The organism is Cyclobacterium sp. SOCE241, assembly GCF_056867545.1.
The window spans coordinates 1,284,183-1,308,593 of the sequence record NZ_CP149779.1 but is presented as its reverse complement, the minus strand read 5'-3'; the positions used below and the strand labels follow the sequence as shown (position 1 = coordinate 1,308,593).

Below are 24,411 nucleotides of genomic sequence, written 5' to 3'. Positions count from 1 at the left end.
AATAGTAGTTGTGATTTAATTTATATTTGCTTTTTAAGCTTTATAAATCCTCTGGCTTTTGAGTGAAAAAGTTGATTCTTTCTAATTAACCATGATATATAGTTAAATAGGTTTGAATGCTGGTGTATTTTGCAAATCTATTTCACATATTCTGATTCAGCCAATTCTTAAAACATTAAAACAATGAAATTAAAATGCCTAAAGATCCTTATCCTATTATTAATTTCTACAGGTCTAAAAGCCCAAAATATAGTAGGAGAGGTAGAATATCGCTACCGGATATTCTATGATAAAATATACTCCAATTTGCCTCACATTACTGAGCAAGAAAAGGATAGGATCCTACTCACTTGGAGTAATCCTGAAGGCTATAGTACTCGGATGAAACTTCAGTTTTGGCCGGAAAAAGTCTTTATACATTTGGGGAACCCTATCAAGTCCAAAGCTATTCTTGGCAGGTAAAAGACTATTTCATTGAAAACAATTTTGAAGACCAGACCTATTTGAAGTACATGGATCAAATGGGCAAAACTTACATCGTCCGTGACAGCTTAAATACTCCAAAATGGAGAGTAATGAACGAAATACGTGATATACTGGGTCACATGTGCATGAAAGCTGTGTCTGAAGACAGCATTAAAGGCCAAAGGATCACTGCTTGGTTTGCCTCAGATATCCCAGTTCCAACGGGTCCGGAGGAGCAATTTGGGCTTCCAGGTTTGATTTTGGCTTATGATATTAATGATGGTATGCTCATCGTAGAAGCCGAGAAAATCACTTTTGGAGAACCTGAAGAAATCATCTCCCTGCCAAAGAGAATGAGAGGGAGAGAAGTATCAGGTACTGAATATCTAGACATAGCTCGAGAGTTTATCCAAACTTCCATCGAAAGCAGGAGAGCTTGGATGTGGGAAATAAGGTATTGAGAAGGCAGTAGGAAAATAACCCTAAATTAGAAATTGACCTTCTATTAAGTGGTGAAATGGAAAATAAGTTACTTCGTTTTTATTTTCCATTTCACCGAAGCGATACTATGCCAAATTCTCAATAGAATGATTTTCTTGTGATTACATCCATCCATCAGTCAAAACCGAATACCTAAAATAAGCGATTGAAAGATATCGTGCGTTAATAAGCGATTGAATCTAAAAATGATAATAAATGTTATATTTACTATGGGTTATTAATTACCAGTACCATGAACATAGAGACTAGGAAATACAAAATCATACAAAAAGTAATGCAATCTTCTGATGAGCAATTAGCAAAAATAGAAGAAATGCTAAAGGAAGAGTCAGAGCTTGAAGTGAAGTTGGAAAAAGCCATGCAACAAGTTAGGGAAGGCAAGGTGAAACCTCATAGTGAGGTGCGAAAAAGATATGAAAAATGGCTTTAGAAATAGTTTGGTCAGAAGAAGCCGAGAACCAGTTGGACAGAATTGTTGACTATCTGGAAGAAAACTGGACCTAAAAAGAAATAGAAAAATTCTTCAAACGTTTAGAAGAAGCACTAAAACAATTAAGTCAACACCCTCAAAGTTTTAAGTAATCTGAAAGGAAAGAAGGAGCAGGAGAGTTCCAATTAAGTCCTCACAATACACTTTTTTATAGCTATAATGCTGAAAGGTTAGAAGTATTGCTACTGTGGCCAAATAATGATGACCCATCTAAACTTGATCAATAAACCGTCTCCAAACGCTTTACCCATACCATAATGGCCAACTCGCCTACATACTACCAGATTAAAAGCTGCGATTTTTATCACTATTAAGGAAAAATTTATACTAATAAAACGGTCGCTTACTATTATTCTTTTATAGGTGTGTCGTGAAGTCGTTGATGTGAATCAAAGACATGTAGTATAAAAGATGGTCCTGGGTTTACTGCAATTGCTGAGTAGGCGGAGGTTGCAAATCACCTCTTTGTTTTGATAATTTCATTTATCCTTCAATTGCCACTTGCAAAGAATAGAAGGGGGTATACTAAACGCTTGTGGGGTGCATCTTATTTGCTTCTAAAATCGGTTATGGTTTTTCCATTGTATCGATACACCCCATCAGAGCCGAACCAAATACTTCCGTCCTTTGCTTCTAAAATCCCAAATAGCATCTTTCTTTCATTGTTGTTTATTTCGGTTGCTGCGGGTGTTTTATTTAAAAAGGTATGGGAATAATAATGTGTAAGTACCCAAGATCCTTCTTTAGTTTCTGAACTTGTCCAGATATTTCCTTTCTTATCCTCATGAATGTATCCAATAAAATTCTTGCTGATGTTGGTGAATTTACCCTCACCAGCCTTGAGCGAAGTCGATGGGTCATAGCGCCATAAGCCATCATTTCCACCTAGCCAGATAGTGCCTTTTTTATCTTCGATTATAGATCGAACATTGGTAAACGGCTTGTCCTTTTGGCTTACAATGGTAAATGTTTTTCCGTCATAAAGATAGGTGTTGCCCCTTGTGGCAAACCAAAAAATACCCGTATTGTCTTCAATGATGGAATTGACCTCGTTAGGGGGCGGGTGAAATCCGGAACTGTTTTCCCAGTTTTATCATCAACAATAGAATCTTCGGTCAACATAAAATTCTGAAAAGTTTTTCCATCGTACCGGCTAAATCCCCCATTTGTGCCCAACCAGATATTATTTGCTTGGTCCTCATAAATGCTGGTAATCTCATTATTCGGAAGCCCTTCCTTGGTTGTGAAATTTTGAAAGTCTTTTCCATCAAAATAATATACACCTGATCCAATACTTCCAAACCACATATTGCCTTTGCTGTCTTCCAAAACTGAAAAGAAGCGAGCTGAACTTACTTGCTTTGTTACATTGGTAAAAGACTTTCCATCATACCGAAACACCCCTTCCCAGGTAGCCATCCAAATGTTGCCTTTGCCATCTTGCACTATATTACGTACGATTGAATTAGGAGCGTTGGAAGTGTTTGAATTATTGCTTTGGAAATTGGATTGGTTTTTTACTTGGTCATTTTTGACTTGATCTTTACATGAAGTGTTAAAAACCAACAGCATTAGCCAAGAAAATAATCTTAAGTGTTTTTTCATTTTTTATTTGTTAAGCAGGTCCAAACCTAAAGCTATCCAAAGTCAAGATGGTAAATAGAATGTAAAAAGATTGTAAATCAAGGTAAAATTGAAAGATGACTTCTATTTAACCTTATATTTGAGTAATGAAAAAACTGATACAACCTGCCGGAATCGGAATATTCACCATGATTTTTACCATGATCCTTCTGTGGCCATGGAAGTCAGATGATTTTGCAGAAAACAGAGAAATCAGGTTGAGGAATGTGGGACACCAAATCTTGCTTGCCTCAGGAGATAGCACTTCTAGGGTTTTGCCAATCAAGAGAATCAGCGAGAGTGAATATAGTATTGTATTTGAAAACCCCTTCCAATTTGACCCGGACAGTTTGGTTAAAGTTATTCATAAGGGTTTGGGGGAAGGCTTGGTGGGCAAAAAAGCTGAAGGTAAATACCAAGTTAATGTTGTGGAATGCATAAAGAATCAGGTTGTTTACAGTTATCAAATGTCCAGTCACAAAGACAAAACCCTAATTCCATGTCAGGGACGTTTGCAGCCAAAAGATTGCTATAGCATCAAAATCCGGTTTGATAACAATACAATGAGGGTATCCAACTTTTCTGTACCGATTATCATTGGGATTTTGGCCTTTGGCTTTTTGTTGATATACAATAAAAATGCACTTAAGCCCAGCAAGAGTAAGCACATGGGCAATAGTCAATCCGTGGGTATCGGGAAGTTTGAACTGTATCACAGTAAACAGCTTTTGAAAATTGGAACAGAGGAAATCCAACTTTCCCAAAAAGAAAATAAGTTGCTAACCCTATTTGCCTTGCACCCAAACGAAATGCTTGAGAGAGACCACCTGCTCAAAGAAATATGGGAAGATGAGGGGGTATTTGTGGGCAGAAGCCTGGATATGTTTGTCTCCAAACTTCGCAAAAAGCTATTGCAAGATCCGAATATTCAACTCAAAAATATTCGAGGTAGGGGGTATGTACTTCAGGTAAAATGAAAAGCGGCGGAAAACAAATTGATACTTTATGATTACAACCTTCTTTCTTCCAGTTTTTGAAAAATGCTTCTCGGTAATTCCTGCTAATGGGATAATAGGATTTTCCTATCAAAATTTCATTGGATTGAACTTCATCAATTTGGCTCATATTGATAATAAATGAACGGTGGATGCGAACAAAATCCTCCGGTAAACCATGGGCTACATTTGTAAGGGAAATCAAAGACATAACTTTCCTGTTTGGGGTGATGATTTTGATGTATTCTCTTTGGGCTTCTATGGCTTGAACTTCCTCATACCTAATTTTGACAATGCGGGTATCTGTTTTTATGAAAAAATAGTCTGTGGTTTCTTTGGCTGGCTTGGTTGAAATTTGTACTGACAGGTATTCAATGGCCTTTTCAATGGCTTTTTTAAAACGCTCGAACGAAACTGGCTTCATCAGGTAATCAATCACATCCAATTCATAGCCTTTTACTGCATATTCCTCATAGGCTGTTACAAAAATTGTTAATGGCTTGTTACTAATTTCATTCAATAAATCCATACCTGTCATCAATGGCATGCGGATGTCGAGCAATAGAATATCTACAGGATACTTCTTTAATACCCCTAAGGCCTCTTCGCCGTTGCTGCAAAGACCCACCAATTCTAAATCAGCAAGTTTGGAAACATAGTCCATAAGTAATTTTCTGGCAGGAGGCTCGTCGTCTACGATAAGAATATGGTATTTCATTTTAGATCCAGGGTTAATTTTACTTCAAAGGAGGTGTTATTTTGATTTAATATCAACTCGTGTTGGCTCGGGTAAATTAGGTTTAGCCTTTTTTCTACATTCAGGAGGCCAACCCCACTTTCTTCCTCAGCTGTCTTACGGGCAAGAATTACATCATTGCTAATGTAAAAATGAAGGATGTCTTCTGCATCTATACTAAGCTTAATGGCTATCCTCCCGTCAATGGTGTTGCCATGCTTAAAGGCGTTCTCAAGGAAAACCAAAAAAATCAAGTGGGCAACCCTATGCCTTTCCCATACCCCTTCATAATTAAACGTTATCCGTGGCTTTTCATCGAGCTTTAATTTCCATAATTCAATGAAATTTTCCATGAATTGGATTTCTCTGGAAAGTGAAACATACCGCCCTTGGTCTTCATAAAGCATATGTCGCATCATTTCAGAGAGTTTCATAATCGCAGGGGCGGTGTTGTTTTCCTTGAAATACGCCATAGAATAAATATTATTCAAGGTGTTGAAAAGAAAATGTGGACTTAATTGAAGTTTCAGGAACTTCAACTCTGTTGCTAATTGACTGTTTCTAAGTTCAATTTCATTTCGCTGCGCTGATATCATATTGGCAAAAAACCAAATGACGGTGGTGATAAGGTAAAAGCCAAAGGCAGGTACTGATCGAATAAAGTAGGTATAGGTTACAGACCTGTGGGTCATTCCTAACAGGTTTACCCTCAGTAAGACTATGGTTACGACCACTGCAATGGAAGCCAAAATGTATCCAGTATATTTCCCTTTTTTATAAAGTTTTGGAAGTAGAAGGTAATAATTCAAATAGGCAATGGCCGAGGAAGTTAAGACATCAGAAACTACCGCTCTCGAAATTTCCCGAGAAGAATTGATCCAATTGCCTAAGGAGGCGTACAGAATCGTCCCATAGCATAGCCAAAAAAGACATACAGCACATAGAAGGCTGGTCGAGAAATAAAATTATTTTTCATTGTGGAAATATAGCTTTTTAAATAACACAATTTTATAGCAATCATCCAAAGGACAGTACTGATCTACAGCAGGTGGTTTTGATTCAATAAGTGGTAAAAGCCGTGCCTTTTGGCAATCATTTATAAGAGGTCATTTTCATTCATAGATCAAATTTGACATTCGGATGAGAGAACCATGCATTCTATTGATTTGGGTTAAATATTTAGAAATTTTTTTGTCTATTCGTAATGAATGGCTTTTATTATTTCCAGGAATAAAAAATTAATTATCAAAACCCAGATTTAAATGAAAAAGTACTTATGCCTGTTTGGTCTTATTTTTATATGCAATTCCATCACTTTTGCTCAATCTGCCATAGAGCAGGAAATAAAAAACTCTCTATGGACAAGTGGCAATGGATGGCTGAAAAGGATGTATCGAAACTGGATGATCTCTTTGACGATAAGGCTAGGTTTGTCCATATGAGTGGAAGCTGGAAAAAAGATCGTGAATTGGAGATTATTGAAACGGGAAGCATCTGGTATAAAAATGCTGAAGTTCATGATTCAGTGGTAGAGCTTTCAGGCAATATTGCAGTAGTATGGAACAGAATCACTTTGACCGCTTTTGTTCGAGGAAATGATGTAGAAAATGAATTTACAGTAACAGAAGTGTATGAAAAGCAGGGAGAGGACTGGAAAATGCTGGTTTTTACCTTTAGCAGTGTTAGAGATACCCACGAAATTGAACATTAACTCTACTTATTATACCTATGAAAAGGACGATTTTTGGATTAATAATCCTATTGCTGACCTCACCATTTGCCTTTGGTCAAGAGGAAGAAACGGAACAAGAAATCATCGAACTTTCTAAAAACAAATGGCAGTGGATGGCAGAGAAGGAGGGTGATAAATTGGCTGAACTCTTTGATGATAAAGCGGTGTTCGTTCATATGGGAGGTTCTTGGGGGAAGGAGCGTGAAGTGGATATTATTCGTAGTGGTGGCATTTGGTATAAAAATGCCGAAATACATAAGGTTTCTGTAGAATTAATAAACGATACGGCCATTTTACTGAATCGAATCACCCTGACTGCAGAGGTGGGTGGGAATGAAGTTACCAACCCATTTGAAGTCACTGAGGTATATATAAAAAAGCAGATGGCTGGAAGTTGGCTGCCCTCTCTTTTACCAAATTGATTGGAGCAGGCAACCACTAACTTACTAAACTAATGAGATTAAATCTGTTGCTTATTTTCACCTTTTATTCTCTGAGTTGCTTGGGCCAAACTCAATCTGAATTCATGAATTATGTTGATGAAGTGCATGCTAACAAAATCCTGATTGTCTTTTTTCACGGACCAATAATACCAAAGCTGTAGCCGAAATGATTCATGAAAAAGTTGGTGGAAAACTTGTAAGTTTAAAACTTGAAACCCCTTATCCGAAAGGGTATGATGCTGTTGTTGCTCAGGTGGCAAAGGAAAATGAAGAAAATATTTTGCCACATCTGAAAACAAAAATTAGTCTTAAAGAATATGAGATCATCTATGTAGGTTTTCCTACTTGGGGGATGCAACTTCCACCACCTATGAAAACTTTTCTTAGTGAAAATGACTTTGAAGCTAAAACAGTGATTCCATTTAATACCAATGCAGGTTTTGGCATTGGAAGTAGTTTCGAAACTGTAAAAAAGTTTTGCCCTAAAAGCCATGTATTGAAAGGTTTCTCCACTCAAGGAGGCATAGAGCGCGATGGTATTTTATATGTTATGGAAGGTGAAAAAGAAACGGAAGTAAGACAAGCAGTAAATAAATGGTTGGAAAGCCTACAAATATTCACTTCTGTTTCTTCATTTCATGAACAATAGTCCCATGGGAAAATGATCGAATGTTAGTTTTTAGGACTGAAAATGAGTAACTTAATTATTTATATTACCTATAAAATAAAAAGACATGCCTAGGCCTGCTAGCATCTTCAACAGAAGGTCATTTCTGAAAATTTCGGCTTTAGCCGGAGGAGGGATGGCTTTGAGTTTCAGCTGGATTGTCAGCTGTAAACCTAAAGAGGAAGAAAGCCTAGTTATGCCAAAAAACTGGTTCAGGTTGAATGGTTACATTCGAATCGGAGAAAATGGAAGTATCACTTTGATGTCTCCCAATCCCGAAGGTGGACAAAATGTAAAAACCTCTATGCCGATGATTATAGCCGAGGAGCTTGATGTCGATTGGAACAAAGTTATTGTAGAACAAGCCCCTTTAGATACGGACAATTTTACACGGCAATTTATTGGGGGAAGCCAGGCTATTCGTACCGGTTGGAAAGCATTGCGAACGGCAGGAGCCACTGCACGCCGGATGTTAATCTTAGCAGCTGCAAAAACCTGGGATATTCCTGATAGTGAAATTAAAACAGCTTCCGGTTTTGTGTTGGATATTTCAGGAAAAAGAAAAGCAGACTATGGGAGTTTAGCCGCATTGGCAGCCACTTTACCCATACCGGAAGATGTTAAATTAAAGGAAGTCCAGGATTTTAGAATTATTGGAACTTCTAAAAAGAACGTTGATCTACATAAAATTATAACAGGAAAACCGCTTTTCGGCATAGATTTCAAAAACCGGGAATGCTATATGCGATGATTATTCATCCGCCGGCCATTGGCAAGAAATTGAAATCTTTTGACGCCAATCGAGCGCGTGCAATGCCGGGAATAAAGGACGTATTTGCCATTAAATCCCTTCAGGATGATTATAAAAGAACTTTCTTTGACACCGTTCAATTTACAGATCTTATTGCTGTGGTTGGAGTTAGTACTTGGCAAGTTCAACAGGCCAAAAAAGCTGTTACAGTTTCATGGGAAATTCAGAAAGGTTTTGAAGAAAAACGTGCCATGTTTGGTAGAGCCGGAGTAAGAGTGGTTCCTGAAGGATTGGAGAATAGTGCCGAGCAGGAACATAAAATGAGGCATGCCGCCATGAGCCCTCAGAAACAAAGGATGGATGGTGATCCTATAAAAGAATTCGAAAAAGCTACTAGGGTAATTGAACGAAGTTTTTCAGGGCCATTTCTGGCTCACAACTGTATGGAACCTATGAATTTTTTTGCCCATGTTCAAGGTGATAAGGTGTTTTGTGCAGGGCCTTTACAGAAGCCTGAATTAACGGAACAGGCACTTGCTGACAGGCTAGGGATCCCTATTGAAAATATTGAAATATCCATGACAAGACTTGGAGGGGGCTATGGGCGCAGATCTTATGCCCATTGGTTAATTGAAGCAGCAGTGATTTCCCAAAAAACAGGCATGCCTATAAAACTTCTTTACAATAGGGAAGACGAAATGACTGCAGGAGTATACCGGTCCCGCTACCAAGCTACCTATCGTGCAGGATTTAACATCAAAAATGAATTAGTAGCTTTTCATGTCAATGCTGGCGGCTTACCTGAAAATCCATTGTACGCCAATAGATTTCCCGCAGGAGCTGTGCCCAACTATTTAGCTGAAGGTTGGGAAGTAGCTTCAAATATTACCACCGGTTCCTTTCGTGCACCCAGATCAAATTTTATGGCTTGCGTGGAGCAATCATTTTTAGATGAAATCGCGGAAGTATCGGGGCAGGACCCTATAGCGTTTCGATTGAAATTGTTACAAAGGGCAAAGGAAAACCCTGTGGGTGATAATAACGATTACAATCCGGAACGTTATGCCAAGGTTTTAGAAATGGTGAAGAAAAAGGCAAACTGGGGAAATGCTCCTGAAGGAGTGCATCAAGGTGTTTCAGCTTATTATTGCCACAATAGTTATGCTGCTCAGGTAGTTGATTTGAAGATAATAAATGGTGAAGTTCACTTTGAGAAGGTGACAAATGTGATAGATTGTGGAATTGTTGTAAACCCGGATGCAGCAAGAAATCTTTGTGAAGGGGCAGTAATTGATGGAATTGGGACAGCCATGTTTGGGGAACTAAGAATTGAGGATGGGGTAATAAATAAATCCAATTTTGATACATACCGGATGATTCGAATGAAAGAAGCTCCCAAATCCATAGCCACCTATTTTGTAGAAAATGGCGAAGATCCTACAGGTTTAGGAGAGCCTGCCTATCCACCTATTTTCGCAGCAGTGGCCAATGCCTTGTATAAGGCTACAGGAAAGAGGTTTTATGATCAACCATTTATAAATCAATTGAATGGCTGAAACCAGCTTTTATAATGTGAAGGAACTCAGGTATAAGTTGATAAAAAAATATATCCATTTGATTTCAATGCTGTAAAGCATTAATTTAGAACCAAATACAAAGACTAATGGCACAATTCAAGCTTAAAATTAACGGGAAATTGCATCAGGTAGACGTAGACCCAAATACACCAATGCTTTGGGTTTTGAGAGATCATTTGGATCTGGTAGGAACTAAATTTGGCTGTGGTATTGCCCAATGTGGTGCTTGTACCATTCATATGGATGGAAATGCTGTAAGGGCTTGTCAATTACCAGTATCTTCCGTGGAAGAGGCTGAGATTACAACCATTGAAGGGCTTTCTGAGAAAGGAGACCATCCCGTTCAAAAAGCATGGATGGAACATGATGTACCACAATGCGGATATTGTCAAGCAGGGCAAATCATGTCAGCTTCAGCCCTTTTGAAGAAGAACCCTAGTCCAAATGATGAAGAGATTAACCAGGCCATGAATGGTAATATATGCCGATGTGGAACCTATACGAGAATTAGAGCTGCAATTAAAACTGCCTCCCAAAACGCTTAAACTATTAGAATTATGGCTTTTACAGATAATAAATTAGATAGAAGATCATTCCTGAAAGTTTCTGCCTTGGCCGGAGGAGGTATGATGCTTAGTTTTAGTTGGCTAGCGGGTTGTCAACCAAAGTCGGAAGATGTGCTGACCATGCCGGATGAATGGTTTGAATTGAATAGTTATATTAAAATTGGAGACAATGGGGTGGTTACTCTATTTAACCCCAACCCTGAATTTGGCTCCAATGTAAAAACTTCTTTACCTATGTTGTTGGCTGAAGAGTTGGATGTAGATTGGAAAATGGTCACCGTTGAACAGGCAGATTTTTATCCTGAAAGGTTTGACAGGCAGTTTACAGGGGGAGTCAGGGGATAAGGCAGGGTTGGATTCCTTTACGTACAGCGGGAGCTACTGCAAGGAAACTGATTGTGCAGGCTGCAGCCCAAAGTTGGAATGTGGCGGAAGGTGAAATAACTACCAATCAAGGAATTGTTAAACACATAACCTCTGGGAAGAGAGCGGGGTATGGAGAAATGGCCTCATTGGCTGGAACACTGGATACACCGGATCCTGAAACCGTTAAATTAAAGGAAATTTCTGATTTCAAAATCATCGGGAAATCCAAAAAGAATGTTGATGGAGATAAAATTGTAACCGGTAAATCAATTTTTTCGATTGACCATAAAGTTTCCGGTATGAAGTATGCAGCCATTGTGCATCCTCCTGCATTTGGGATGAAGCTAGTGGATTTTGACAGGAGTTCTGTGGTCTCATTGCCGGGGATTCAGGATGCTTTTAAGATCAATGTTTTTAAAGATGATTATGCAAGAAATTTTTCGATACCACGACCTTTCCAGAGCTTATAGCCATTGTTGGCAACTCAACTTGGGAAGTCATGCAAGCCAAAAAAAGTATTAAAGCAGAATGGGAACCCGCTTCTACAGGTACTTTCCCTATGGCAGGTAGAGGTGGAGAAAATATTGAGGTGAAGGTTCCGGCAGGATTGGAAAGCTCCAGTATTCATAAAAAAAATATGGCCGATTATCACGCTAAGCCGGGACAGGTTCGAAGAAAAGATGGGGATCCCGAAAGTGCATTCAAGCGGGCGACTAAAGTGATTGAACGTACTTATACCGCTCCTTTTTTGGCACACAATACCATGGAACCAATGAATGCCTTTGCAGATGTGAAAGGTGACAAGGCTGTCATTTACGGGCCTACACAAGCGCCGGATTTTATTATGGGAACGCTTTCCAGTAGCTTGGGGATTCCTCGGGAAAATATACAAATAAAGCTGGCCAGAATGGGTGGAGGTTTTGGCCGTAGGGCATATAGTCATCATTTTGTGGAGGCGGCATTGATTTCTCAAAAAATTCAGGCTCCTGTAAAAATGACCTATACCCGTGAAGACGACATGAGTGCAGGGGTATACCGGCCCACCTATTCAGCGACCTATAAGGCTGCATTGGATAACGAAAACAACCTTTTGGCATTTCATGTAAAGGCAGGAGGAATTCCTGAATCTCCATTGCATGCAAATAGATTTCCTGCCGGAGCTGTAGAAAACTACCTTGCCGAAAGTTGGCAAATTGAATCAAATATAACTATAGGAGCTTTTCGAGCACCGAGGTCCAACTTTATTGCAGGTGCTGAGCAAAGTTTCCTAGATGAACTTGCGGAAGTGATGGACAAAGATCCCATCGATTTTCGTCTTGAACTGCTTGAAAAAGCAGCGACCAACCCTGTGGGTGATAATAATGATTATGATCCAAAACGGTATGCAGGAGTCTTGAAACTTGTTCGGGATAAATCTAATTGGGAGAAACCTTCACCCGGAATTCACCGTGGTGTATCTGCCTATTTCTGTCATAATTCGTATGTGGCCGAGGTGATTGATATTTCTATTGTTGACAATCAGCCCGTCGTTGAAAATGTCTTTGCTGCTGTTGACTGTGGGGTAGTAGTTAACCCGGACGCTGCGGCCAATATGGGAGAAGGAGCAATTGTTGATGGAATAGGGAATGCATTTTATGGTGAAATGGCCTTTGAAAATGGTGCACCAACAAAAAGGAATTTTGATAAATACCGAATGATCCGCCATAGCGAAGCACCCAAAAATATTGAAGTGTACTTTGTAGAAAATAATGAGAACCCTACCGGTTTGGGTGAGCCTTTATTTCCACCGGTATTTGCTGCATTGGGAAATTCTCTTTACAAAGCGACAGGGAAAAGGCTTTATGAGCAACCTTTTTATCCACAAATCACACAAATACAAAATTTTAAAATGTAATTAATTGCAATGGGAAGGAATTAAGTTTAATTCGTAAAAGATATTTCTTGGGTTCTTTTCTGAAAGGTGAATAATTAGCCTCTATTTCTTTTCCAGTTGTAGTTTATAAAAAGTAATAAAATCCTGTTCCTCTCCGATAAATTCATCATTTCTGAGTGCGTAGAAGGGCTTATCTAACTTTTCAATGTTTAAAATGCTACCAATATTGTAGGGGACAATGATTTCATTGGAAAGGATAGAATCTTGAATTATGATTTTAAGTACTTGATTTTGAAAGTCTTTGTATTTGGGGTAGTTTTCTCTAAGTTTTAATTCATTTTGGATAAAAATGTCTTCCTCAATACCCTCGCGATATAAAACAATTGTTTCTTTATCTGTCACAAAAAGCTGATGTATCCTTCCATCAAGCATTTTAAAGTAAGAGATGTATTGATTTTTTTCTGGGTGTTCACCGTTGTCTAAAAATTTAGAAGGTTTAAAATCAATTGTATTTAAGTAGGTTTCCCCATTGTTCAAGTCATAAATATGAATCATTGGCTCATTGCTTAGTGCCAGGTGAAGTTTATTCCCCGATATTCCAAATTGGATTGTGGGTCTTTCAAAGTATTTGTCTGAGGAGTACCTTGAAGTACTTGGTATCCTAATTAATGGCACTGATCCTCCTGTTTTAGGATCAATTTTTTCTAAAAGAAAGTTGTCCCGGATGAAATGTGGCTCATAAGGATTTGCTCCATCTCTGCCCGGATAAAAACTGATCAATGAATCATTATAATATTCCAGATTTTTAATAAAGCCACCTCCATCCTGTGATTGGCTCAGAAATGAAAGCTTTATTTCTTGCTTCAAAGTTAAATTCGTATTTAACTCATACAGCCAGCCCATATAACTAGCTGCAAAAAGCCTTCCATCCTCCGTATGTTTTAGTTGAGTTGGGTATTGAACTTTTTCCGGACCTTCCTTTGGATAAGAAATTTCATAGCTGATTTTACCACTAGAGTCAAACGCAACCAGTTTATTTTCTTCAAAATTATAAAAAACGCCTTTGCCTTGTCTAAAATCTCCACCATCAACAGTTCCTAAATAGTCTACTTGAATTGAATCCAAGATGATGAGTTCCCATTCTGTGGAAAAAGGCTCTAAATCTGACATCTTTTTTTCAGAACATGCAATTTGTGATATAGAAAGAATAAAAATGGCTAAATACTTAAATCTCATTTTCTTACCAGTTGAAGTTTATAAAATGTAAGGTAATCTTGTTCCTCTCCAATATATTCATCATTTCTAAGCGCAAAGAAGGGTTTATCTGCGGACTCGATATTTAGAATTATTTTGATTTTTGAAGGGATAATCAACTCATTGGACCAGCCTTGTCCTTGCCTGTAGATTTTGAGGTAATTTTTTAGAAATTCAGGGTAGCGAGGATAATTCTCTCTTTCCTTTAATTCATTATTCACAAAAGTATCTCCATCAATTCCACCATGATAGCTAACAATGACATGATCCGGATCAGAATAAACGGCCTTAATTTCAGCTTCATACATTTTATTTTTTCTAGATAGGTAACAGGTGTTTTCTGTCCTGGAATCAATTTAAAATCGCTTGGGTTCATAGGAATACTTCTTTTCCAAAGGATACTATCCCCCATGGCATACACATGTATGAGGGGTTCATTGGAAAAGGTAAGGTACAAACTGTCTTTTTCTATAATGAAATTAATGTCAGGCCGATCAAAAAAATCATCACTACTATATTGTGATGTCTTGGGGGTTCTTACTACCGGTATTGAAGTTTTTGTTTTAAGGTCATAGAGTTCCAAAAAAGGGTAGTCTCTATAAAAGTGGTCAATGTATGGACTGATACCGTTTCGTCCCGGATACCAAAGCAGTATTTTCTCATTCCAGACAGCAATATTTCTTCGGTTATAGGCACCTCCTCTGGCTTCACCCATAAAAGGCATTTTCAAACGTTCCTTTATGTTAAGATTGGCATCGAAATGATACAAGTCACTAAATGAAGTTGTCCCAAAATATTCTCCGTTGTGTTCAATTAAAGTTTCTAAAAACATAACAGATTCGGGACCTTCTTGCGGGAATTCTTTATTCACCAAAATGGTTCCTAATGAGTCAAATTTTATCAAGTTATTGTTTGACATTGTTTTAATGATGCCTATTCCATTTGAAAAAATCCCTTCTCTTACATCAGCTAAGTAGTCTACCTGGATAGAGTCCAAAATTACGAGTTCCCATTCATTGGAATCAGCACTACTGTTGGAGGTTTTATTTCCATCAGTGCAAGCATAGACCGACACCAATAGCAAAATTAGGAGATTACGTACTTTGATCATTTGAGATTAAGTTTAATTTTATAAAGGATTAATGTTTTTTCCTCCCCTTTGCATCAGGTAATCTTTTGGTCAATACCCTGAAACCCTTTTCTTATTCTACTGTGAACTATGAAGTTAAGAAAAATAAAATTCATGGACGAATTTTATAAGATTTTTTAAATTGAGGCTTCTACCTATTTTAAGGTAACTCAGGACTATTTTTTTAGGTTAATGTTGTGATATAATGAATTTTTATATTAAATTCATTATATTATTTGGATTCAATTAACCGAGTTGGAATTATCAGATAAGCAGCAATCTTTACATAGCACCCTTTTATTGAACATGCTTCTACTATCTTTTTCTAAATTATTATAGAATTTTATGTTGGTTAATAAATGATCACTTCAAAATGGGGGAATTGAGAAAGCGGTTTATCATTGCTAGTATGGGTATGGCAATTTTATTGATGACTTTCGGTTCTTTTGGATCTTTTTATCCTTTTGATGTCGGTTTTTATACCTCAATTGGGGCTGCCATAGTATGGTTTTATTTGAGCTATTATGGGTTTAAAAGGTTTCAAACAAAAAAGTAGATTCAATCCTAAAATTTTTATTTGCAAAAAATACATCAATTTTGAGACCACCAGAACGAGAACCTTTTTATACCAACTGTGGTAGGATAGAACCTCAAAAATGTTCAGATTTTACTCCATTAGAATATCCTCTTAAAGCCATTTCTAGTAAATAGGATTGTTTAGGTATATGTTATTAGTGAATGCTACTGATTACTCTTTTTTGAACCCAATATTTATAGTAGTTTTACGATAAATAACACTATGGATGCGCTACCCATGATGCTGTGATTGTTTAGGTCAGGGCTAAACTAATGGACTATCAGCAGCAATTTGTTTTACAAAAACATGGATTAAATGTTCTTCTAATTGAAGGAAAAGAAACAATTGGTGGTGGTATGCGGACCATGGAGACTTACGCTTCCCGGTTTTAAACCTTGATGTTTGTTCTGCAATTCACCCCATGGCAGCTGCAGCAATTTTTCAAGACTTTGCCTTTGGAAGAATACGGACTGGAATATATCCACCCCGTTAACCCCTGCAGGACATCCATTACCGGATGGAACGGGGGCATCCTTACATCGGTCATTGAAACGGCAGATCAATTAGGGAAGGGATAGGGAAACCTATATTAACTTATTGAAGCCTCTTTTGTTGAGCATTGGGAGGCTTGCTCTTCCGATTTTTGTCACCACTTAAAATTCCTAGCAATCCAATTAAGCTTGCCCGTTTTGGCCTCAGTGCCTTGCTGGCCGGCTACAGTCTTGCCAAAAGATTGAAACAAAACCCGTGCACTTACCACTGGAGCCGGGATGGCAGCTCATGGAATCCCGGCCCTTGACCAATATTACTACCTCTGCCATCGGTATGAGTCATTAATGGCTGCAGATCATCATGTTCGTTGTACCCATGTTAAAAGGTGGCTCACAATCCTTGGCAAATGCTTTATCGATTATTTTGAGTTCTTGAGGAGGTAAAATTGAAAAAGGAAGATGATTACTGATTTTTGGTCAAATCATTGCCAAATGGTAATGTTTGACTTGGATCAAAAAATCCTATTGAAAATGGCGGAGGAAATTTTCAAGTTTACTCTGGTGGCAATTGAATCGCTACCATGATATGGGATTGGAGTATTTAAGATGGACTGCACTTTCTCAGCCCATACCTGGCAGTCAAAAGAGCTAAAAGGAGCGGGTACCGTTCACTTGGGGAGGACGCCTTGAAAGTCCCTTATCAAATTCAGCTGACTTGGGAAGAGTATACAGATAACCCATACGTGCTTTTGGCGCAACAAAAGCCTATTTGATACGACCCGCTCTCCGGAGGAGTTTCATACGGGTTGGAAACTGTTGTCGCGCTACCCTCTGATTTACAAATTGATATGTCAACAGTGATTGAGAACCAAATTGAGAAATATGCCCCGGAGCTTTAAGGAAACCATCATAAGGTAAGCATACTTTTAATACCAGGAGACGAGGACTACAACCCCAATTATATTGGTGACATCGATTAGGTGTTCAGGATTGGTCCCAATTGTTTACCAGACCGGCTGTAAGGATATCTCCCTACAGAACATCCGAACAAAAACATTTACATTTGTTCTGCTTCAACTCCTCCGGGAGGGTACATGGGAGGGAGATAGGTGGGCTATGCAGCCAAACACATTCAGATTTGTTTTAAGTTTTATTGATTTTTATATATAAAATTATATTAAAAAACATAAAGAAATGTATAATCTATTGAAGGAATATAGAATCGCCATTGTTTTATATAACAATTTTATTACTTTTTATTTCAATGGTGTTTGCACGATTAGTTAGTGACCTTATCTAGTTTGAATATGGCAACGTTTACAAGAAGTGGTATTAATGAAGGCATTTTGCTGCTAGATTATTTTGATGATTTATTTGAATAATGAGGAAGAGGTTTGGAAAGGAGATTTAAAGAAATTTTTAATCCCGTCAATTTAGTCAAGAGTATAGAAACAACATGCACTTCGTTTTTTTTAATCAGGAGGTACAAACTTGGAAGAATCCAAAAAGCAAAAGCGAAGGATAATATCCCTTATCCCTGGAGGTCAGATGATGCATGAAACTTTGAAGGATTGGACGACGAATGAGATGATCGGCACCCCAGAAAAGTTGATGTAGAAAAAAGCCATTTGAATCAGAAGAGGTGACCGGGTTTATTGTCAATGAATACAAAGAATATTACCATCTTGTAGATGGTTTTCAGTACAGGGAAATTGTTAAACACAAAGAATTTAAATTTAATGATGATTCTAAAATTCAGTAAGAAAATAATAGAATGGCTAGAAAATACTTGGAAACCTACTTTTTTCCAGTTAGGGTTAACTAGAATTTTATTTTGTCTCGGTTTTATTGTTGTTGGCCTTCCCCATTTTAATCAAATTTCAGGCTACGACCTTGAATTTTTTGACCCACCTGTTGGTGTTTCTTTGTTATTGGGGCCAATTACATCAGAAAATTTTTGGTGGAATTTTGATTTAATTATCAGGATAGTATTTGTACTTGTTTTGGCAGGCTTCCGAACCAAAGAATCATCCATTGCTTTTGGATTATTATTGATTTTTGGTTTTTCCTATGAATACAGTTATGGGAAAATTAATCACAATATTTTTCCGGTGATATTTCCTATTATCATGGCGTTTACCAATTGGGGAGGGGCCTTGTCGATTGATTCAATAAGGAAGGGTGGCTTACAATTGGAGCCAAAAGGCTGGCCATTGACCTTTCTTTCTTTTTTGTTAGGCTGGGGTTATTTTACAGCGGGACTACCGAAACTGATAGGAGGATGGCTTGACCCATCTTATTCTAGTACTGCCGGTTTTATATTGAGAAGGTATTATTCAAGCTCAGGCCCTTTATACTTAAATGAAATGTTTGTTAAAATTAACAGCTTGTTCATCAATAAAGTGTTTGATTACAGCACCTTAGCTTTTGAATTAGGGTTTATACTCACAATATTTTGGGCAGCGGTTTATTTAAGAGCAGTAGGTGTTGCAGTAATGTTTCATCTAGGAGTACTTTTAACTGTTAATATACCTTTCACACTTCACGTATTGGTGTTTCTACCTTATATAATTTATTTTTATTTTGATAGAAACTCTCGAACTTCTGAAAAATTTGAGAAATTTTTACTTGAAAAAAGGAAGTATTTTATAATTGTCTTAGTGGTATTATCTCTTGGGATAATTACTGACTACAATCCACAGTTATTTAAATTTCATAGACATATGATTTTGTTTTTGGTAGGTATTCCTTCCTTTTTTATGCTATTACCAGACTTTGTACATGTGTATTTGCGAAAAGTAACAAGTCGATTATTTACTTAGGGCATTGGCAGGTTTTGTATGGAGATTTTGTTGGAGGTAATCGGTTCTTTTTTGTAAATTATATTCTAATTAATTTAGGATAAAACCTCAAAAATGGCAGATTTCTCCATTAAGAAGGGTATTCTCTTAAAGCCATTCTAGTAAAATAGGATTGTTTAGGTATATGTTATTGAATACTGCTGATTACTCTTTTTTTGAACTAATATTTATAGTAGTTTTACGATAAATAACTACCTATGGATGCTACTTATGATGCTGTAGTTGTTGGGGCAGGGCCTAATGGACTATCAGCAGCAATTGTTTTACAAAAAACATGGATTAAATGTTCTTCTAATTGAAGGAAAAGAAACAATTGGTGGTGGCATGCGGACCATGGAACTTACGATTCCCGGTTTTAAACATGATGTTTGTTCTTGCAAATTAATTCCCATGGCAGCTGCAGCACCATTTTTCAAGACTTTGCCTTTGGAAGAATACGGACTGGAATATATCCACCTGATAACCCCTGCAGGACATCCATTACCGGATGGAACGGTGGCATCCTTGCATCGGTCCTTAAGTGAAACGGCAGATCAATTGGGAAGGGATAGGGAAACCTATATTAACTTATTGAAGCCTCTTGTTGAGCATTGGGAGGGCTTGTCTTCTGATTTTTTGTCACCACTTAAAATTCCTAGCAATCCAATTAAGCTGCTCCGTTTTGGCCTCATAGTGCTTACAGCCGGCTACGATGCTTGCCAAAAAAATTTAAAGAAGCAAAACCCGTGCACTATGGGCCGGGATGGCAGCTCATGGAATCCAGCCCTTGACCAATATTACTACCTCTGCCATCGGTATGGTGTTAATGGCTGCGGGTCATCATGTTGGTTGGCCCATGTTAAAAGGTGGCTCACAATCCTTGGCAAATGCTTTAGCCGATTATTTTGAGTCCTTGGGAGGTAAAATTGAAAAGGGAAGATGATTACTGATTTTGGTCAAATCCCCAATGCTCAAATGGTAATGTTTGACTTGAGTCCAAAAATCTATTGAAAATAGCCGGAGGAAAATTTTCGTTTATACCGTTGGCAACTGAATCGTTATCGGTATGGGATGGAGCATTTAAGATGGACTTTGCACTTTCTCAGCCCATACTCCTGGCAGTCAAAAGAGCTAAAAGGAGCGGGTACCGTTCACTTGGGAGGGACATTCTTCGAAGATATCAACCTGCGCTGACTTCGGGAAGGGAAGTATACAGATAACCGGCCGATGCGCGGCGCAATAAAGCTCATCGATATGACCAAGCCCGGAGGGATTTCAATATTGAAGGGCTTATTGCTCGCACCGCGGTTCCAAAGGTCGATATGTCAACAGTGATAGAGAACCAAATTGAGAATATGCCCCGGCTCTTAAGGAAACCATCACAGGCAGGTTAATACTTTCAATACTAAGGAGATACAGAAGACTACAACCCCACGAAGCCGTGGTGGAGACACGAATTCATGCCTTGTGGATTGGTCCAATTGCTTGGCCAGAATTGCCAAGATATGTCCTTTGTAACATCTACCCAAAACATTTACATTTTTGTCTGTTCACCGAGGAGGGGTACAATGGAATGGGTGGTTATTATGCGGCCAAAAGAGCCATTCAAGATTTGTTTTAAGTTTTGTTTATTCTCTAAACTTTTTGATAATTTAAATAATGTCCGAATTAATAAAGAAATATAAAATCACTTTAGTGTTTTACCTAACGGTTATTCTACTTTGTGTCAATGGCTTATGCTAAATTAGTGAGAGAGAACCTTATCCAAGTTCCCGAATATGCCGGCTTTTTCCGGAAGCGGCATAAAGGGCGGAAATTTATCGGTAAGCTACTTTTGAAATTGTTTATTTAAATACGAAGAAGAAGTGGCTGGAAAGGAGATTTGAAAGTGCTTTTTAAACCGAATAATCTAATTAGGTATAAAAGCAACATGAAATTTATTTTTTTCAACCAAGCAAATGTAAAGCGCGACCCTCCTAAAGGAAGATTAATATCTTCTATTCCGGGAGGAGCCAAAATCCGTGAAGTAATAAAAAAATGGACTACCAATGATGTAGTTGGAGGAGCTGATGAAATAATTCCTAAACTGATGTATGAAAAAAAACCGTTTGAGTCTGATAAGGTCACAGGTTTTAAAATAAAAGAATACAAGGATTATTATGACATGGTTGAAGGCTTTCAGAAAAGGGAATTTGTAAGAGAAAAAGAATTTACATTTGATAATGATATCATCAATTAACGAGAAAATTAACAACTGGCTTATCAATACCTGGGCTCCCAATTTTTTTCAATTGGGTTTATCAAGGATTTTATTTTGCCTAGGATACCTTGTTTATGGTTTGCCTGAATTTAAAGAAATAGCTAATATTCCACTGGTGTTTTTTGACCCGCCTTTAGGCCTATCTTTGTTTCTAGGACTGATTACTTCATATGATTTTTGGTGGGCATTTGATTTACTTGTAAGGATATTCTTTGTTTGCCTATTGGTTGGTTTTAGAACCAAATTGGCATCAATTATATTTAGTTTACTATTACTTTTTGGGTATTCCTATCTATATAGTTATGGGAAAATTGACCATAATATTTTTGCAGTTATCTTCCCTTTGTTTATGGCTTTTACCAATTGGGGAGGGGCTTTGTCTATTGATTCCTTAAGTTTTAATACTACCGAATTAAAACCAAAAGGATGGCCATTGTCCTTTTTCTCATTTTTATTGGGTTGGGGCTATTTTACCGCCGGTTGGCCTAAGTTGATGGGTGACTGGTTAGATCCTTCGTATTCAATTACAGCAGGTTATATATTAAGGAAATTTCACTCAGGGCAAGAACTATTGTACTTAAATGAATTGTTTGTTCAAATAAACAATTTGTTTATTTATAAAGTTTTAGATTATAGTACTTTAATCTTTGAACTTGGATTTATATTAACCATTTTTTGGTCTGCTTTATTTTTGAGATCTATCGGTATTGCTGCTATGTTTCATTTAGGAGTATTATTGACTTTAAACATAGCTTTTACCACACACGTTTTAGTCTTTCTGCCTTATATCATGTATTTCTATTTCAGCAACAGTTCAGAGGTTTCAGAAAAATATCAACAAATATTTAGCAAAAACAAAAATGTATTTATTACTGTCTTTTTAATTTTTTCTGGATTTATCTTAATTGATTATTACCCGTTGCCATTTCAAATACATTCACATATTGTTTTATTTATAATTTGTACGCTATCTATGCTTATGTTATTGCCCAAACCTATTCATCTGTATTTCATAAAAACGAAAATTAAATCATCTGAATAATTTTTATCAAAATTACTTAAATATTTTCAGGTTGTGTTTTGTTGATGGGAGCTTTAAAAAGTGATGTACTTCTGCTTGAATTGTGGTATTTGTAATGTAATCAGGTTCTTTTTCAGTGTAGATTATAATTTTAAAATCGATTTTGGAAATGACAATTGTCTCCATTTTATGGGATATATTCAAACTTTTAATTTATCCTCAAGCGATCAAAAAGTTGCCTTTTATAGGTGATGCCAATAGGTAGTTTCTCTTCCTCAATTTCCACAAAATCTTTGTCTACATTTTTTATTTTATCAATGGCTACAATGTAAGATTTATGGATGCGGATAAAACTTTCCTCAGGCAATAATTTTTCAAATTCCGTGGTGGAAATGGAGGCCAGGCAAATTTTCTGATTTTTATGGATTTTCACATAATTACCAAAGCTTTGTATATAGTTTAGCTTGTGTAACTTTATGTCTTTAAATTCTCCATCAACTTTCACTGTAATGGATTGTGGCCAATTTTTTTCCATTAATGGAAGTGTAGTTTCCGACGCAAAAAAGCGTTCTGTAGCTTTTAAGAAACGCGGCAAATCAATCGGTTTTAACAAATAATCAAGAACCCCATACTCATAACTTTCTAAGGCAAATTCTGAATAGGCTGTTGTAAGGATAGTTTGGGGAGGGGAGGAAAGGATTTTTAACATATCAATGCCTGAGATTTCCGGCATATTGATATCCAAAAACATCAAATCAATATTATTTTCTCGGATATAATTCATCGCTTCAATGGCATTGAAAGCCTGAAAAACCAGATTTAATCGAGGATTTTGATTGATATAATTAATTAGTACGTAGTGGGCAGCAGGTTCATCGTCGACGATGATACACTTTTTAACTCCCTTCATTTTTACCCATTTTAAGTTGTATTTTTAAATCAACATTATAGGTTTTTGGGTCATTTTTAATGTTCAACGTATAATCCTCTCCATAAGTTAACTTAAGCCTTGCTATGGTGTTCTTTAGTCCAATATTGGTAGAGACAACTTTTGATTCTTTTGGAACGGAATTCACTACATTTAGGTGCAATAAACCACTTTTTACCGAAATATTTATGTGTACAAAACATTTTTCGATGGCGCAAGTTCCATGTTTGAATGCATTTTCAATAAAAGCAATCAATAGCATGGGGGAAATTTTATAGGCATTCGCCTTGTCTATTTCACAATTATAAGCAATGTCACAGCGCATAGCTACCCTTTCCTTTTCCAGCTGTACATAGCTATTAATAAAATCCAATTCATTTTCCAAACATACAAATTGCTTGTTGGTACTTTCCGTTTGATACCGCATCAAATGTGAAACTTTCATGATTAAATCTGAAGTCCTTTCAGGAAATTGGAGGCTGATACCATATAAGGTATTGAAGGTGTTGAATAAAAAGTGTGGGTTAAGCTGGGTACGTAAGGAGTTAACCTGCATCTGGTTGTATAAAATAATCTTATCTGTCTGCTCCTTATAAATTCTATAAAACTTAAATACAATTATAGGACTTAAAATGCATACTAAAGTTCCTGATACACTGGCAAATTGAAAGGAAAAGCTCCTTTGATGGGAATTTTGGTACAACTGGCATTGGCTAAACATGTTCAAGGTCATTAGCTTGTTTAGCAATACCGAAAAAATAAATATCCCAATGATGGTTAGAAAGATATAAATGAGCGGTTTGTGCTTTTTAAAGAGTATCGGTAGGAAAATAAATCGATTGAATTGGGCGTGAACATAAAGGATAATATAAAATAACACTCCCAACATGATGGAGCCCAATGAGCTGATAAACATCCAGTCATTTTTGAGAGTATAGATGGTAAAAGAAAAAGCAACGACTGCGAACTCTTGCCACCACTTATTGTCCATGAGATCATTGATGATTTTATTCATAGGTTTGGGTTTAATAGGGCACAAAGAACAAAAAAATTAAACTTACTTTTTTGATTAAATGACGAATTGAATTAGTCATTTATGATTTTACTACAGCACTTTAACCGGGAA

General features: G+C 37.1%; 22 protein-coding genes and 3 pseudogenes. 16 read left to right on the top strand and 9 right to left on the bottom strand.

Features of this window, described 5'->3' with window-relative positions; all coding sequences use genetic code 11:
- The first annotated feature begins 395 nt into the window (after positions 1-395).
- Entirely contained in the window at positions 396-926 is a 531-nt protein-coding gene (locus WG932_RS06270; RefSeq protein ID WP_483087362.1) for a GLPGLI family protein, read from the top strand.
- A gap of 272 nt (positions 927-1,198) precedes the next feature.
- Complete coding sequence (locus WG932_RS06265) at positions 1,199-1,396, top strand: hypothetical protein (protein ID WP_149395036.1); 198 nt, start codon at positions 1,199-1,201, stop codon at positions 1,394-1,396.
- Between the two features lie 607 nt (positions 1,397-2,003).
- On the opposite strand, the gene WG932_RS06260 is transcribed toward WG932_RS06265, so the two are convergent.
- Together WG932_RS06260 and WG932_RS06255 are read right to left on the bottom strand one after the other, a co-directional pair.
- On the bottom strand, positions 2,004-2,492 hold the full coding sequence (locus WG932_RS06260) for a two-component regulator propeller domain-containing protein (RefSeq protein WP_483088587.1): 489 nt from the start codon (positions 2,490-2,492) through the stop codon (positions 2,004-2,006).
- Positions 2,411-3,061, bottom strand: coding sequence for a ligand-binding sensor domain-containing protein (locus WG932_RS06255; protein ID WP_483087361.1), 651 nt, complete (start codon positions 3,059-3,061; stop codon positions 2,411-2,413). The genes WG932_RS06260 and WG932_RS06255 overlap by 82 nt, the downstream gene beginning before the upstream one ends.
- A 125-nt stretch (positions 3,062-3,186) precedes the next feature.
- Between WG932_RS06255 and WG932_RS06250 the strand changes: the two genes are divergently transcribed.
- Complete coding sequence (locus tag WG932_RS06250) at positions 3,187-4,056, top strand: winged helix-turn-helix domain-containing protein (protein ID WP_483087360.1); 870 nt, start codon at positions 3,187-3,189, stop codon at positions 4,054-4,056.
- Here the strand turns inward: WG932_RS06250 and WG932_RS06245 are convergent.
- Positions 4,013-4,792, bottom strand: a complete 780-nt coding sequence (locus WG932_RS06245; RefSeq protein ID WP_483087359.1) for a LytR/AlgR family response regulator transcription factor — start codon at positions 4,790-4,792, stop codon at positions 4,013-4,015. The genes WG932_RS06250 and WG932_RS06245 overlap by 44 nt on opposite strands.
- Complete coding sequence (locus WG932_RS06240; protein ID WP_483087358.1) at positions 4,789-5,559, bottom strand: sensor histidine kinase; 771 nt, start codon at positions 5,557-5,559, stop codon at positions 4,789-4,791. The genes WG932_RS06245 and WG932_RS06240 overlap by 4 nt, the downstream gene beginning before the upstream one ends.
- 513 nt (positions 5,560-6,072) lie before the next feature.
- On the opposite strand from WG932_RS06240, the pseudogene WG932_RS06235 reads away from it, so the two are divergent.
- From WG932_RS06235 to WG932_RS06210, 6 genes and pseudogenes are all read left to right on the top strand, one after another.
- A pseudogene (locus tag WG932_RS06235) lies at positions 6,073-6,521 on the top strand (nuclear transport factor 2 family protein).
- A 17-nt stretch (positions 6,522-6,538) separates the two neighbouring features.
- Positions 6,539-6,964 carry a nuclear transport factor 2 family protein gene (locus WG932_RS06230; protein WP_483087357.1) on the top strand — a complete coding sequence of 142 codons (426 nt, stop codon included), beginning with the start codon at positions 6,539-6,541 and terminating at the stop codon, positions 6,962-6,964.
- 187 nt (positions 6,965-7,151) lie between these two features.
- Positions 7,152-7,634: a flavodoxin gene (locus WG932_RS06225; protein ID WP_483087356.1), complete on the top strand. Its 483-nt coding sequence runs from the start codon at positions 7,152-7,154 to the stop codon at positions 7,632-7,634.
- An 85-nt stretch (positions 7,635-7,719) separates the two neighbouring features.
- A pseudogene (locus WG932_RS06220) lies at positions 7,720-9,959 on the top strand (xanthine dehydrogenase family protein molybdopterin-binding subunit).
- Between the two features lie 107 nt (positions 9,960-10,066).
- Complete coding sequence (locus WG932_RS06215) at positions 10,067-10,525, top strand: (2Fe-2S)-binding protein (RefSeq protein WP_014022453.1); 459 nt, start codon at positions 10,067-10,069, stop codon at positions 10,523-10,525.
- Between the two features lie 12 nt (positions 10,526-10,537).
- Positions 10,538-12,806 (top strand): annotated as a pseudogene (locus WG932_RS06210) (xanthine dehydrogenase family protein molybdopterin-binding subunit).
- 81 nt (positions 12,807-12,887) lie between these two features.
- Here WG932_RS06210 and WG932_RS06205 read toward each other — a convergent pair.
- The 3 genes from WG932_RS06205 to WG932_RS06195 all read right to left on the bottom strand — a co-directional run bounded on the left by WG932_RS06205 (position 12,888) and on the right by WG932_RS06195 (position 15,150).
- Positions 12,888-13,955 carry a hypothetical protein gene (locus tag WG932_RS06205; RefSeq protein WP_483087355.1) on the bottom strand — a complete coding sequence of 356 codons (1,068 nt, stop codon included), beginning with the start codon at positions 13,953-13,955 and terminating at the stop codon, positions 12,888-12,890.
- 62 nt (positions 13,956-14,017) lie between these two features.
- Complete coding sequence (locus WG932_RS06200) at positions 14,018-14,260, bottom strand: hypothetical protein (RefSeq protein WP_483087354.1); 243 nt, start codon at positions 14,258-14,260, stop codon at positions 14,018-14,020.
- Positions 14,257-15,150, bottom strand: a complete 894-nt coding sequence (locus tag WG932_RS06195) for a hypothetical protein (protein ID WP_483087353.1) — start codon at positions 15,148-15,150, stop codon at positions 14,257-14,259. Before WG932_RS06195 ends, WG932_RS06200 begins: the two co-directional genes overlap by 4 nt.
- Before the next feature lie 391 nt (positions 15,151-15,541).
- On the opposite strand from WG932_RS06195, the gene WG932_RS06190 reads away from it, so the two are divergent.
- The 7 genes from WG932_RS06190 to WG932_RS06160 all read left to right on the top strand — a co-directional run bounded on the left by WG932_RS06190 (position 15,542) and on the right by WG932_RS06160 (position 22,378).
- A complete protein-coding gene (locus tag WG932_RS06190; RefSeq protein ID WP_483087352.1) occupies positions 15,542-15,724 on the top strand; it encodes a hypothetical protein in 183 nt (60 codons plus the stop codon).
- A gap of 416 nt (positions 15,725-16,140) precedes the next feature.
- Complete coding sequence (locus WG932_RS06185) at positions 16,141-16,323, top strand: hypothetical protein (RefSeq protein ID WP_483087351.1); 183 nt, start codon at positions 16,141-16,143, stop codon at positions 16,321-16,323.
- Positions 16,324-17,727: 1,404 nt separating this feature from the next.
- Positions 17,728-17,853 carry a hypothetical protein gene (locus WG932_RS06180; protein ID WP_483087350.1) on the top strand — a complete coding sequence of 42 codons (126 nt, stop codon included), beginning with the start codon at positions 17,728-17,730 and terminating at the stop codon, positions 17,851-17,853.
- A gap of 122 nt (positions 17,854-17,975) precedes the next feature.
- A complete protein-coding gene (locus WG932_RS06175; RefSeq protein WP_483087349.1) occupies positions 17,976-19,058 on the top strand; it encodes a restriction endonuclease subunit S in 1,083 nt (360 codons plus the stop codon).
- A gap of 264 nt (positions 19,059-19,322) precedes the next feature.
- Entirely contained in the window at positions 19,323-19,985 is a 663-nt protein-coding gene (locus WG932_RS06170; RefSeq protein WP_483087348.1) for a hypothetical protein, read from the top strand.
- Between the two features lie 1,021 nt (positions 19,986-21,006).
- Positions 21,007-21,315, top strand: coding sequence for a hypothetical protein (locus tag WG932_RS06165; protein WP_483087347.1), 309 nt, complete (start codon positions 21,007-21,009; stop codon positions 21,313-21,315).
- Positions 21,299-22,378 (top strand): restriction endonuclease subunit S, encoded by a 1,080-nt coding sequence (locus tag WG932_RS06160; protein WP_149394172.1) that lies wholly within the window; start codon positions 21,299-21,301, stop codon positions 22,376-22,378. Before WG932_RS06165 ends, WG932_RS06160 begins: the two co-directional genes overlap by 17 nt.
- Before the next feature lie 187 nt (positions 22,379-22,565).
- Here WG932_RS06160 and WG932_RS06155 read toward each other — a convergent pair whose 3' ends face one another.
- Both WG932_RS06155 and WG932_RS06150 read right to left on the bottom strand, forming a co-directional pair.
- Positions 22,566-23,267 (bottom strand): LytR/AlgR family response regulator transcription factor, encoded by a 702-nt coding sequence (locus WG932_RS06155; RefSeq protein WP_014022442.1) that lies wholly within the window; start codon positions 23,265-23,267, stop codon positions 22,566-22,568.
- Complete coding sequence (locus WG932_RS06150) at positions 23,254-24,300, bottom strand: sensor histidine kinase (protein WP_014022441.1); 1,047 nt, start codon at positions 24,298-24,300, stop codon at positions 23,254-23,256. Before WG932_RS06150 ends, WG932_RS06155 begins: the two co-directional genes overlap by 14 nt.
- Positions 24,301-24,411 lie beyond the last annotated feature (111 nt).

Coding starts and splice junctions, on each gene's coding strand:
- WG932_RS06175 (WP_483087349.1), top strand. CDS start 17,976: ATGATGATTCTAAAATTCAGTAAGAAAATAATAGAATGGCTAGAAAAT.
- WG932_RS06265 (WP_149395036.1), top strand. CDS start 1,199: ATGAACATAGAGACTAGGAAATACAAAATCATACAAAAAGTAATGCAA.
- WG932_RS06245 (WP_483087359.1), bottom strand. CDS start 4,792: ATGAAATACCATATTCTTATCGTAGACGACGAGCCTCCTGCCAGAAAA.
- WG932_RS06215 (WP_014022453.1), top strand. CDS start 10,067: ATGGCACAATTCAAGCTTAAAATTAACGGGAAATTGCATCAGGTAGAC.
- WG932_RS06190 (WP_483087352.1), top strand. CDS start 15,542: ATGGGGGAATTGAGAAAGCGGTTTATCATTGCTAGTATGGGTATGGCA.
- WG932_RS06230 (WP_483087357.1), top strand. CDS start 6,539: ATGAAAAGGACGATTTTTGGATTAATAATCCTATTGCTGACCTCACCA.
- WG932_RS06160 (WP_149394172.1), top strand. CDS start 21,299: ATGATATCATCAATTAACGAGAAAATTAACAACTGGCTTATCAATACC.
- WG932_RS06150 (WP_014022441.1), bottom strand. CDS start 24,300: ATGAATAAAATCATCAATGATCTCATGGACAATAAGTGGTGGCAAGAG.
- WG932_RS06255 (WP_483087361.1), bottom strand. CDS start 3,061: ATGAAAAAACACTTAAGATTATTTTCTTGGCTAATGCTGTTGGTTTTT.
- WG932_RS06225 (WP_483087356.1), top strand. CDS start 7,152: ATGATTCATGAAAAAGTTGGTGGAAAACTTGTAAGTTTAAAACTTGAA.
- WG932_RS06250 (WP_483087360.1), top strand. CDS start 3,187: ATGAAAAAACTGATACAACCTGCCGGAATCGGAATATTCACCATGATT.
- WG932_RS06165 (WP_483087347.1), top strand. CDS start 21,007: ATGAAATTTATTTTTTTCAACCAAGCAAATGTAAAGCGCGACCCTCCT.
- WG932_RS06195 (WP_483087353.1), bottom strand. CDS start 15,150: ATGATCAAAGTACGTAATCTCCTAATTTTGCTATTGGTGTCGGTCTAT.
- WG932_RS06205 (WP_483087355.1), bottom strand. CDS start 13,955: ATGTCAGATTTAGAGCCTTTTTCCACAGAATGGGAACTCATCATCTTG.
- WG932_RS06155 (WP_014022442.1), bottom strand. CDS start 23,267: ATGAAGGGAGTTAAAAAGTGTATCATCGTCGACGATGAACCTGCTGCC.